This window comes from Microbispora sp. ATCC PTA-5024, assembly GCF_000511135.2.
Classification (GTDB): domain Bacteria; phylum Actinomycetota; class Actinomycetes; order Streptosporangiales; family Streptosporangiaceae; genus Microbispora; species Microbispora corallina.
The window spans coordinates 559,113-569,666 of record NZ_KI866522.1 but is presented as its reverse complement, the minus strand read 5'-3'; the positions used below and the strand labels follow the sequence as shown (position 1 = coordinate 569,666).

Annotated in this window: 14 protein-coding genes; 6 read left to right on the top strand and 8 right to left on the bottom strand. The window is 73.1% G+C overall.

Features of this window, described 5'->3' with window-relative positions; translation table 11 throughout:
• Positions 1-9 precede the first annotated feature (9 nt).
• From MPTA5024_RS02580 to MPTA5024_RS02575, 3 genes are all read right to left on the bottom strand, one after another.
• Positions 10-1,500 (bottom strand): AAA family ATPase, encoded by a 1,491-nt coding sequence (locus MPTA5024_RS02580; protein ID WP_051457628.1) that lies wholly within the window; start codon positions 1,498-1,500, stop codon positions 10-12.
• Positions 1,501-1,568: 68 nt separating this feature from the next.
• The gene (locus MPTA5024_RS40575; protein WP_157099264.1) at positions 1,569-1,718 is read right to left on the bottom strand and encodes a hypothetical protein; all 150 of its coding nucleotides are present in this window, start codon (positions 1,716-1,718) and stop codon (positions 1,569-1,571) included.
• A 197-nt stretch (positions 1,719-1,915) separates the two neighbouring features.
• Positions 1,916-2,398 (bottom strand): hypothetical protein, encoded by a 483-nt coding sequence (locus MPTA5024_RS02575; protein ID WP_036319321.1) that lies wholly within the window; start codon positions 2,396-2,398, stop codon positions 1,916-1,918.
• Between the two features lie 187 nt (positions 2,399-2,585).
• On the opposite strand from MPTA5024_RS02575, the gene MPTA5024_RS02570 reads away from it, so the two are divergent.
• Together MPTA5024_RS02570 and MPTA5024_RS02565 are read left to right on the top strand one after the other, a co-directional pair.
• The gene (locus MPTA5024_RS02570) at positions 2,586-4,289 is read left to right on the top strand and encodes a sensor histidine kinase (RefSeq protein WP_036319318.1); all 1,704 of its coding nucleotides are present in this window, start codon (positions 2,586-2,588) and stop codon (positions 4,287-4,289) included.
• Entirely contained in the window at positions 4,286-4,933 is a 648-nt protein-coding gene (locus MPTA5024_RS02565; protein WP_036319315.1) for a response regulator transcription factor, read from the top strand. Before MPTA5024_RS02570 ends, MPTA5024_RS02565 begins: the two co-directional genes overlap by 4 nt.
• Before the next feature lie 54 nt (positions 4,934-4,987).
• On the opposite strand, the gene MPTA5024_RS02560 is transcribed toward MPTA5024_RS02565, so the two are convergent.
• The gene (locus MPTA5024_RS02560; RefSeq protein ID WP_036319312.1) at positions 4,988-5,896 is read right to left on the bottom strand and encodes an alpha/beta fold hydrolase; all 909 of its coding nucleotides are present in this window, start codon (positions 5,894-5,896) and stop codon (positions 4,988-4,990) included.
• Between the two features lie 63 nt (positions 5,897-5,959).
• On the opposite strand from MPTA5024_RS02560, the gene MPTA5024_RS02555 reads away from it, so the two are divergent.
• Complete coding sequence (locus MPTA5024_RS02555; RefSeq protein ID WP_036319309.1) at positions 5,960-6,514, top strand: helix-turn-helix domain-containing protein; 555 nt, start codon at positions 5,960-5,962, stop codon at positions 6,512-6,514.
• A 74-nt stretch (positions 6,515-6,588) separates the two neighbouring features.
• Here MPTA5024_RS02555 and MPTA5024_RS40570 read toward each other — a convergent pair whose 3' ends face one another.
• Complete coding sequence (locus MPTA5024_RS40570; protein WP_157099263.1) at positions 6,589-7,398, bottom strand: nuclear transport factor 2 family protein; 810 nt, start codon at positions 7,396-7,398, stop codon at positions 6,589-6,591.
• A 106-nt stretch (positions 7,399-7,504) separates the two neighbouring features.
• Here MPTA5024_RS40570 and MPTA5024_RS02540 point away from each other — a divergent pair, with 106 nt between their 5' ends.
• Complete coding sequence (locus MPTA5024_RS02540; RefSeq protein ID WP_051457997.1) at positions 7,505-8,113, top strand: TetR/AcrR family transcriptional regulator; 609 nt, start codon at positions 7,505-7,507, stop codon at positions 8,111-8,113.
• A 79-nt stretch (positions 8,114-8,192) separates the two neighbouring features.
• A complete protein-coding gene (locus MPTA5024_RS02535) occupies positions 8,193-8,849 on the top strand; it encodes a hypothetical protein (RefSeq protein WP_036319303.1) in 657 nt (218 codons plus the stop codon).
• 12 nt (positions 8,850-8,861) lie between these two features.
• Here MPTA5024_RS02535 and MPTA5024_RS41765 read toward each other — a convergent pair whose 3' ends face one another.
• The gene (locus MPTA5024_RS41765) at positions 8,862-9,479 is read right to left on the bottom strand and encodes a hypothetical protein (RefSeq protein ID WP_036319300.1); all 618 of its coding nucleotides are present in this window, start codon (positions 9,477-9,479) and stop codon (positions 8,862-8,864) included.
• A gap of 250 nt (positions 9,480-9,729) precedes the next feature.
• Between MPTA5024_RS41765 and MPTA5024_RS40560 the strand changes: the two genes are divergently transcribed.
• Positions 9,730-9,900, top strand: coding sequence for a hypothetical protein (locus tag MPTA5024_RS40560; RefSeq protein WP_157099262.1), 171 nt, complete (start codon positions 9,730-9,732; stop codon positions 9,898-9,900).
• A 92-nt stretch (positions 9,901-9,992) separates the two neighbouring features.
• Here the strand turns inward: MPTA5024_RS40560 and MPTA5024_RS02525 are convergent, their stop codons facing one another.
• Entirely contained in the window at positions 9,993-10,211 is a 219-nt protein-coding gene (locus MPTA5024_RS02525; protein ID WP_036319297.1) for an EF-hand domain-containing protein, read from the bottom strand.
• Positions 10,212-10,323: 112 nt separating this feature from the next.
• The coding region (locus MPTA5024_RS41760; RefSeq protein ID WP_036319294.1) for a hypothetical protein at positions 10,324-10,554 on the bottom strand (231 nt) is incomplete at its 5' end.

The following is a 10,554-nucleotide window of genomic DNA, read 5'->3' as shown; positions in this document are numbered from 1 at the left end:
AGGAGATCATCAGGGGCCGCCGACGTCGATGTGGAAGGAACTGGAGAAGGAGGAGCCGGCCGCGAACCCCGGGCCGAAGACGGGCCCGCCGGTCTCGTCCTCGTCGCCGGGGGCGTGATCGCCCGAGCCCAGCAGGGCCCGGGTCAGCGACTCGCGCTCGGCCAGCATCTCCTCCAGCGCCCGCCCCACGTGCCCGTCGGTCAGCACCGGCGCGTCGCCGCCGTCGTCGAGCGCGGACAGCACCGCCCGGCGCAGCAGTTCCTTGAAGAACGACGCCGTCGCGCCCTCGGTCCGCGCCACGACCGGCTCGATGTCGGCCTCCAGGCGCAGGTCGCGGGCGTACAGGCGGAGCAGCGCCGCCCGGCCGGCGGCGTCCGGCTTGGGGATCTCCACCGCCAGGTCGACCCGGCCAGGGCGGTCGGCCAGGGCGCGTTCCAGCACCTCGGCCCGGTTCGTGGTCAGCACGAACGTCACGTCGGCGTCCGCGCCCACGCCGTCCATCGCGTCGAGCAGGGCGAACAGCAGCGGGTTGCCGTCCTCCGTGTACGACCGGTCGCGAGCCACCAGGTCCACGTCCTCCAGGACGACCATGGCCGGCTGCAGCCGGCGGGCCAGCCCGGCGGCCTGGGAGACGTACCGGATGGCGGTGCCGGTCATCACGATCACCGTGCACTGGCGCATCCGGCCCATGAGGTAGCGGACCGTGTGGGTCTTGCCGGTGCCGGGCGGGCCGTGCAGCAGCAGGCCGCGCTTGAGGTGCTGGCCGTGCGCGCGCAGTCGGTCGGCCCGCTCGGCGATGCCGGCGATGTGCCGCTCGATCACGTCGAGCACGCCGTCGGGGAGCACGACCTGCTCGGCGGCGAGGTCCGGCCGGGGGAGGAACGTGACGAGGTCGTTGCCCCGGTGCTCGCTCCAGGTGAACGACAGCACCTGCCCCCGGTACACGTCGTCGGCCCGCATGAGCCGCTCGATCTCGTCGCGGGTGGCCGTGGCGCTCTGCCGGTCCGGAGCGAGCACGACGACCTGGCAGTGCGGCCGCCCGTGCTCCTGGGGCCCGCGCAGCCCCACCACGACGGGGACGCCGCCGGGGGAGCGGGTCAGGACGAGGCCGAGCGAGATCACCTCGGTCGTCAGGGTGGGCCCGACGGCGGCCGTGGCGTAGTCGACCGCCCCGGGCTCGAAGCGCTCCCACCCGCGGGCGGCCCCGGCCAGCATGTCGATGACCTCGTTGTGCTCACGCCCCTGGCCGGCGATCCCGAACCACTCCGCCGCCGGGGTGCGGGCCGCCAGGTACGCCTCGGCCCCTCGCTGCAGGTTCACGTGCTCCCAGGTGGGGAAGCTCTCGGCCACGCTCACGACGTGCTTCAGGTCGCACCCCAGGTGCGCGGTGACCCGGGCCACCAGCTCGGGCGTCTCCCGTCCCTCCTCCAGCCGTCTGTGCGCGTCCTGCACGAGGTCGCTCAGGGCACGGGCCAGGGTCCGGGCGTCGCTGAGATCCATACGTGCAACCCTGACAGGGTTCGGCGCATTTCGCCGTGGATTATCCCGCTCCGGCCATTTCCTCCCGGTCAGCTCGTGAGGAACGCCGGCAGGTCGTCGTTCAACTCGTCGCGGTGGGCGACGAACAGGCCGTGCCCCCCGGTGGCGTACTCCCTGTACACGGCCCCCGGCACGAGCGACGCCGTACGGGGTCCGGTGCGGGCGACCGGCGCCGGCATGTCGGCGGTCCGTGGACGACCAGCGCGGGCAGGGTGAGCGCGCGCAGGGCGTCCCGGTGGCCGGCGTGGAAGAGCGACGCGAACAGCCGCGCGCCGGCCCAGGGCGACGTCGGCAGGCACCGGGCGATCGTCCAGTCGATGAGGGCCGGCGACACGGGATGCCGGGCCACCGGGCCAGCCAGGGATCGCGTGGCCGGTCAGCCGAGGATCGCGGAGAGGTCGCCGGCGAACACGGCGACGACGCCGAGGATCGCGATGACGAAGCCGATGATGCCGAAGGCGCGCGCCGCACCGGACTGCGGGCGGGCACCCTTGGTCAGGCCGGCGAGCCAGGCCGCGGTGGCGCCGAAGATCGCCGGGGCGCCCGACCAGAAGAACGGCACCGTGACGAGGGACAGCGCGCCGAGGACGATCGCGCCGACGCGGGCCCGGGACGGGGACTTCGTCAGGGGCAGCCCGATGGCGATCGCGATGGCGAGCGAGGCCACGCCGACAACCGAGATGCTCTCGATGCTGCTGATGGCGCCCTCGGGAAGGTACGGGTCGGTGTCGGTGAACAGGATGCTGCCGACCTGCGCGGCGATGTTGACGACGGTCGACAGGACGAACGCGCCGCCGACGAGCAGCGGGGCGGACAGGCCGCGGGTGGTGGCGGGGCGGTCGTTCGTGGCAGCGGACATGAGGATTTGCCTCCCTGAGCATGGCACCGGCCGATCCGGGGCACCACCACCGTGCGGCCGGCCGCGTCCCGCGAAACAGGCCTGTGCCGTCACGCCGCGTCCCGGAGTGTCCCGGAGCGTCCCGCCGCGGTCCCGTGCCCGCGCGACGCCCTAGGCCACCCCCCGTCTCGTATAGCACTATGAAGCGATGACCGACGCCGCCGCCAGCCCCCGCGGGTTGCCGCGCGCCGTCGTGGTGGCGGGGCTGGCGACCGCGGCGGGCATCGTGCCGGCGGTGCACGGCTTCGACTACGCGCCGCTGCCCACCGGCGCGGTGTACGGCCTGGGCTGGCCGGTCTTCGGCATTGTCGCGGCACTGTTGCTGGACCGTGAACCCCAGTCACGGCTCGGCCGGGCGTGCGCCGGCCTCGCCGTGGTGCCGACGCTGGTCGCCGTGGCGGCCTGGCTCGCCGGCGACGACCCGTCCGGCTGGGTCCGCCTCGAGCGCGGCTGGGGCTGGCTGGGCGTCGCGCCCGTCGTCGTCGCGTGCGCCGTCATCGCCTGGGGCGTCGACCGCGTCGCCGGCCGCATGTCCCGGCGCCGCCTGGTCTGGCTGGTCGCCGCGTCGGCCGCGCTCGTGGCCGCGGTGCTGATCGCCTCCGGCGTGGGCGGCCCGCGGGCGGCGGCGAGCGTGGAGGCGCTGGGTGTGGTGAGCATGGCCGGAGTGGTGTACCGCCTGGCGACCGTCCGCGAGCTGCGCCCCGTCGACGAGCCGGCCGTGGACGCGGCGATCGCGCTCCTCACGCTGCTCGGCGGGGCCGCCGTCGGCACGGTCGTACGAGCGGTCGCGCAGCGGGCCGGCGCCCCCGGCCCGGACGTATCCGGCGCGTTCGCCGCCATCGTCTCCGCCGTCCTCATCCTGCCGGCCGGCCTGTGGCTGCGCCGGGCATTCCTGGCCCGCCGCTACGGCCGCGGCACCCTCTCACCGGCAGACGTCGAGCAGATCACCGCCGACCTGCACGCCCAAGCCGACGTGCGGGCACTGCTGGCCAAGGCCGCGGCCATGATCGCCGCTGCGAGCGGGCACCGGCGTGTCGACCTCGTCCTCGGCCCGGACGCGCCGGAGCCGCCCGCGCATTGGGTGCTCTACCCCCTCGTCGTCGGCGGCGACCGCGTCGGCACCGTGTTCCTCGAGCCGCGCCACCCGGAGGGCCCCGAACCGTGGCAGGAGCGCGTCGTACGCCAGCTGCTGCCCACCGTCGCCCTGGTCGCCAGGGCGGTGAGCCTCGCCGTCGAGGCCGACCACGCCCGCCGCGACGTGGCCCGCCAGCGCGACGCCGAGCGCGCCCGCATCCTGGGAGACCTGCACGACGGCCTCGGCCCCACGCTCGTCGGCCTGAGCATGCGCGTGCGCGCCGAGGTCCGACGCCGCCCGACCCCGCTGCTGGAGTCTTTGGCCGTCGAGCTCGCCGAGTGCCGGGGCGACCTTCGGCGTATCGTCTCCGGCCTCACACCGTCGGTGCTCGACGAGGCCGGCCTCCCCACCGCGCTGCACCGCCTCGTCGGCTCGTTCGACGGCCAGGGCCCCACGGTGACGCTCGACAGCCGGATCGACGAGCTGCTCGACCCGCCGGTCGAGGTCGCGGTCTACCGGACCGTGGCCGAGGGCATCACCAACGCCCTTCGCCACGCCCGTGCCGAGCGGATCGCCGTCGACGTTCGTACCGAGTCCGGCGGCCGCGTCCGCGCCGAGGTCCGCGACGACGGCGCGGGAGGCCCGATAACCCCCGGCGTCGGCCTTTCGTCCCTGCGCCGCCGCGCCGAAGAACTCGGCGGCTGGCTGCTGGTCGAGGCCGGCCCGCACGGCACCCGCCTGTGCCTGGACCTGCCCTCCGCTGGAGGACCGTCATGATCCGCGTCCTCGTGGTCGACGACCACCCGATCGTGCTGTCCGGGCTCTCGGCCCTCGTCGAGTCCGACGATGGCCTGGAGCTGGTCGCCTCCGCCCGCCGCGCCGCCGACGCGCTGGCCCTGACCGAGCGGCCCGAGATGACACCGCCGGACATCGCGCTGCTCGACCTGCAGTTGCCCGACGGCGACGGCATCACCCTCGGGGCCGATCTCAAGCGGCGCTGGCCGGCGCTGCGGGTCGTCGTGTTCACCATGCACGCCGACGACCGGTCGGTGACGCGCAGCCTCGGGTCGGGCCTGGACGGGTACCTGCTCAAGGACTCCGACCCCGACGACGTCCTCGCCGCGATCCATTCCGCCGCCCGCGGCGCCCTGGTCCTCGGCCGCGGCGCGCAAGCCGCCGTGGTCGCCGCCGCGGCAGCCGCCCCGCCGCCGGCCGTGCTCGCCGCGCTGGACTCCCGCGACCTGGAGATCCTGGAGCTGCTCGTACAGGGCCTGCCGACCTCCCAGGTGGCCGCCCGCCTGTTCCTGGCGCCGAAGACCATCCGCAACCGCGTATCGGTCATGCTCGACAAGCTGGCCGTCGCCACCCGCGACGAGGCGATCGCGCTCGGCCGCGCCGCCGGGCTCGGCAAAGCGAAATAGCCGAGGCAACGCGCCCGCCCCGGCCGGGTGAGCCATGCGGACCCGGCCACCGGGTCAGGCCGGGCCGCCGATCCGCCGCAGCAGGTCGCCCACCGCCTGGAGGACGGCGTCGGGGCGCTCCTCGTGGATCCAGCCGTGTCCGGCGTCGTCGAGGAGGCGGTGCTCACCTCGGGGGACCGACGCGGCGAGCTCGGCGTGCAGGGCTCGCTTGCCGTCGTTGATCTGGCGCAGGAGGTGCTCCGGCCAGAGCGCGGCCTGGGTGGCGTCGTGGCCCAGGGCGGAGATCACGATCGTCGGCACGCCGGGGACCGCGGGCGCCCGCCGGATCTCCCCGGCGACGACGTCGTGCAGGTTGAGGCCCTCCTGCCAGGCCGTACGCCAGGAGGCGAGGTGGCGGGCGGCCAGCGGGCCGCGCACGGCGGCGGGCCACGCCGCGAAGTGCTCGTCGAGCTGCCCGCGGGCGACGCGGAGCTGTTCCTCGGTCGGCTCCGGCAGGTCCCGGGACTCCATCAGCTCCAGCATCTCCCGCACCTCCTGAGGCGCTCGGGGGAGCATGTCCTCGTGGAACGGGTCGAGCAGGAGCAGGCCCGCCACCTCGTCGGGGAAGCGCTGCGCGTAGTGACGCGCGTAGGCCGCGCCCAGAGAGTGGCCGACCAGCACGCGGGGGGACGGCACGCCGGCGGCCCGCAGCAGGCCGGACAGCTCATCGGTCACCTCGCCGGCCGTCCTGGGCAGGGCGACCGGCTCGCTCCAGCCGGTGCCGGCGCGATCGTAGACCACGCTGGTGGTCAGCTCGGCGACGCGCTCATGCATGTTCAGGTAGTCGAGGCCGAACAGGCCCGCTCCCGGGAGGAACACCACGGCCGGGCCGCCGTTCCCGGACCGGTGGAGCATCAGCCGCCGCCCGTCCACGTCGTACAGGCGTCCCAGTGGCGGCGTATCCGTCTCTGTCACGGGGGTCATGTCCACTCCTCCATCGCATGTTCTCAACTTTGAGAAAGGTATCGGACGTGAGATCGTACGTCCATGGACACGGTCGACCTGCTTCTGCACCCGGTCCGGCTGCGCGTGGTCCACGCCATGTCCGGCGGCCGGGCGCTCACGACGTCCCAGGTGTGCGCCCTCCTGCCCGACGTGTCGAAGGCCACCGTGTACCGGCACGTCGCCCTGCTGGCGGAGGCCGGCCTGCTGCAGGTTGACGGCGAGCAGCGGGTCCGCGGCGCGGTCGAGCGCCGCTACCGGCTGCGCAGGGAGCGTGCGGTGATCGACGCCGAGGCGGCCGCGGCCGCCTCGGCCGACGACCACCGGCGGGCGTTCGCCGTGGCCATGGCCGCCCTACTGGCCGAGTTCGGCGCCTACCTCGACCACGACCGGGCCGACCCCGCCGCCGACCAGGTCGGCTACCGCCAGCACGCGGTGTGGCTCACCCCGCAGGAGCGCGCCGAGCTGATCGAGGACATGCGGGCGGCGATCGTGTCCCGGCTGGCCAACTCGCCCGCCCCCGGCCGGGTGCGCCACCTGCTCAGCCCCATCCTCTTCCCCGCCGAGGTCTCCGGCGAGACGGCGGGCGGCGGCGCGTAAGCCTCGGGAGGGGTGCCTGGCATTCCCGCGGGTCGGAGCGGCCGCGCCCCCGCCGGTCGAGCGTGAACGCGCGTTCAGATGTCGCGTCCCATGGCCTCCGCGGCCGCCAGGATGTTGACGTAGTCGCGTAGACGGACGATCTGCCCGTTGCGCACGGTGAGCACGACGATGTTGGGGAGCGCGAATTCGCCGGTGGACGCGCTGGTCCCGAGGGCCTCCTGCTCGACGATGATCGTTTCCGGATCGGCGGTGTCGTGGACGGCGAGAGTGCGGTACCTCTCGTACTTCAGCGGACCGGCCTTCCATCCCGCGGTTATCCAGTTCACGATCTCGTCCCGGCCGTCAAGCCGGGACGGCACTCCTGGGCGGGTGAACGGGAACTCGTGGACCGCGTCGAGGGCGTACAGGCGCCTCAGGTCATCGGCGGACTGGCTGATGGAGGCGTGGCGGAAACGTTCCAGAACCTCACGCGGACCGGCTTCCCGCCCGCCGAGCGGCGCTCGCCGGGCAGACACCTTCCGGTAGCTGATCTTCCAGCCGTCGGGTTGGCGCGTGACGATGTCGTCGTAGACGACACTGCCGGCCGTTCCGTCGGCCATGATGCCGATTCCTTTGGATTTGACCCGGGCCGAGTTGCCGTCGATCTGAGTGATCACGATGTTGGTGACGTGATGGCCGACCGGGTTGGCGTCGCCCAGGGCGAGCGCGGCCTCACGGATGGTCGCGACCCCCTGCAACGAGCCGAGGCCGAAGTCGTCCAGGTCATAGGTGACGTCCGGGGTCAGCAGTTCGCTTGCCCGGTCCAGCTCTCCGGCGTCGGTCAGGTGGCCGTGGAGATTGATCAGGTCGGTGATGTCGATCCGGTCCTGTTCCCTCAGCGTCATCGGGACGGCCCTCCATGATCAGGGGCGCTATGCCATTAAGGTGAGGCATAGTCCGGTTAGATGGGGACGGTACCGGACTGTGTCCCCGGTTAGCAAGGGTGTGGTGATGGTGCCGGCAGGTCGTGATCCGCATGTGGGCGTCGAGCGTCCGAGGCGTGCGGACGCCCGACGCAACTACGAGAGGTTGGTCGAGCAGGCGAAAGCCGCGTTCGCCGAGTTCGGCGTGGACGCCTCGCTGGACGACATCGCCCGGCGGGCAGGGGTGGCAAGCGGGACGCTGTATCGGCATTTCCCCACCCGGCTGGATCTCATCGAGGCGGTGCTCGCCGAGCAGATAGCCGAGTTGGTCGACCTTGGTCGCCGGTTGCTTGCTGTCGAGGACGAGTTCGACGCGGTGTCCACGTGGTTGCGTGCCGCGATCATGCATGGCCTGACCTATCGAGGTCTGTCGACCGCGGTGATGACCTCGGCCCTCGACCGCGGGAAGGGTCTGGTGTCGACCTGGCATGCGGAGATGTTCGAGGTGGGAGCCGCGTTGCTGGCGAGGGCGCGGCAGGCAGGTGTGATCGTCGCGGATGCGGACGACGCGGATGTGCTGAAGATGATCGGCGCCATCGCCTGGGCCGCCCAGGACGCCCCGGACAGCATGGCTCAAGCCGACCGCCTCCTCGCCCTCCTCCTGAACGGACTACGTCACGGGCACGTCCAGCGATGACCGGGCCGGCGCCCGGTAGCGACGATCAGGCGGCGGAAGAGCGCGCCCGGGATTCCGGCTGAGCCGAAAATCACCGACGGTGCACGCCCTCGGGCGCTGCGTGAACCCCGGCGACCTGTTGATCGTCTTCTCTTCGTCGGAGACGAGGAAGGACGACCCGATGGCCCCTCTGCGCAATGTCGCCTCCGCGCCCTGGTGGGCGGGGGTGAGCGGGCTCGCCGCCGTGGTCGCGCTCGTCGCCGCCGCGGTGTTCTGGTGGTTTCCGCGGCCGGCCGGCCCCGCTCCCGTCGTGGTCGCGGCTACCGGCTCCTCCTCGCCGTCCGGATCGGCCGGGACCGCCGGGACGGCGCATCCGGTACGGCGGGCCGGGACGCTGACCGTCCACACGGGCTGGGGGTACGACCTCGACGCCACCGGCCGGGGCCCCTGGCCGTACGTCAAAGGCAGGTGGGGCGAGCGGGAGGACGTCGGCTACTACGTGTTCGAGGGCGACCCCCGGGTCACGGCCCGGGCCGACGGAGACCGGGTGGCGGTGCTGCCCCCGGCGGCCTCCTACGACTACCGGGACTGCGCCGCGGCGGCCTTCACCGGCGCCGCCGACCACCCGCCGACCGGCCCCGACGTGCAGCCCGGACGGGGGATCTGCGTGCGGACCTCGGACGACCACCTGGCCCTGCTGACGGTCACCGCGTACGACCGGGACGGGGTCACCGTGAACGTCACGGTGTGGCAGTAGCCCCCGGCGCGCTCATCGCCGCATGAAGGGCGGGACGTCGAACTCGTCGTCGTCGCTCACCGGCAGTGGAGCTCTAGCCACGGAGACAGGCGCGGACGGCCGGGTGAGCGGCGAGCCGGCCTGGGCGCGGGCTCGAGCCAGAACCTGGTCGGCTTCCGCTCGGGCCCTGACGAGGACCCGTTCCGCCTCGGCCCGGGCGGCGCGGAGGACCTGCTCGGCCTCGGCCCGGATCTCGGCCCGGATCTCCTCGCGGAGTTCAGCGCGGAGTTCAGCGCGGAGTTCGGCGCGGAGACGGTCGTGCTCGGGAGTGGCTACCGCTCCGGGCCGGTGGCGCCCGCTGGAGGCGATCCGCTCCCAGGCGCGCACCCACGGCTCCACCTCCTCGGAAGGAACGCCGCACGCGTGGACGAGTGCGATCACGGCATCCCGGGAGGGCAGCCGGATGCCGTTGACGATCTCCCTGGCCCGGGTCTTGGAGAGGATCATCCCCGCGTCGCGGGCCCGTGTCTCCAGCGTCCGGTAGGAGGGGTGCCCGGCCCGGACGTACAGGACCTGGATCAGGTCGAGGAGCTGTGATTCCGTGGCGACCCCGGCCAAATCCATGTCCCCGGTGTTCGGCGGCACCTTCATGCCTTTGTCGCCTCGTTTCAGATCGTCCGGCAATGTCCCAAAGCGTACGGCCGGCGTCGGCGCGGTCGCAGTTGAATGTCCGGAAATGATCGCGGCCCGTCCAGCGACGGCCGCCATTCGCCGAGATCGTCGCTGTTCTGTCCACGCCCCTCCCGGACACGGTGAGCCGCCGGTTTTCCTGGTCTCACGCCGAAGCGTCCGGCGCGGGCCACCGGGCCGCCCCCAAGACCCGGAGCGAAGGAGAGGGACGATGAAAGAACGCTCGATCGCCGGCAGAGGGCGAAAGGACGAGGTGAAAGGCGGGGACCGGCGGGCAGTCCGCTATTGGCGGCTCCGCACCGCATTCGAGGTCGTGAAATTCACCGGCTGGGCGATCGCCGCCACTATCGGGCTTATTGCTCATATCATCCGTAATTTGTAAAAACGGACTGCGCGCGTCGCAGGCGGGCGTGAGCGGGTGGCGGCACGCACGAGGGCCCCGGCGGGTTGCCGGGACCCTCGTCCGGGTTCCGGTCAGGCCCGGCCGGACAGCCGGATGAACTCCTCCAGGGAGAACCGGCCGTCCGCGTCGACGTCCGCGACCCGGTCGAGCTCGGCGATCGCCTCGGCGGGCAGGCCGGGGAAGTGAGCGCGAAGCTCGTCCTCGGTGATGTAGCCGTCGCCGTCGTCGTCGAGAGAGGCGAACTGGCGTCTGAGATCGGCCAGCCGTTCCTGGGTCAGTTCGTCCGACACTGTGACCTGCCTTCCGGGGAAAGTATGCGTGTCCAGCAGACAAACTATGACTGATCCGACGTCCTACCACGTCACCGGGCCTCCGCCGCCCGCGCGGCAGCCTGAGAAAGGGTCAGGCGACCTCGGCCCGGTCGAGGAGCGAGCGGGCCTCCCCGGGCTCCAGCTCGCGCCCGCGGGCGAGCGCCTCGGCGAAGGCGTCGTCCCCGAGGGCGGCGCGGGCCGCGGCCGTCGCCCGTTCCGTGTCGCCGCGCTCGGCGGGGGGGATCGCGATGCCGGCGGACGCGCGGACTCCCGCGGCCGCTCCCAGCAGCAGGGCGGCGTGGCGGGGGCGGCCGTCGAGGGC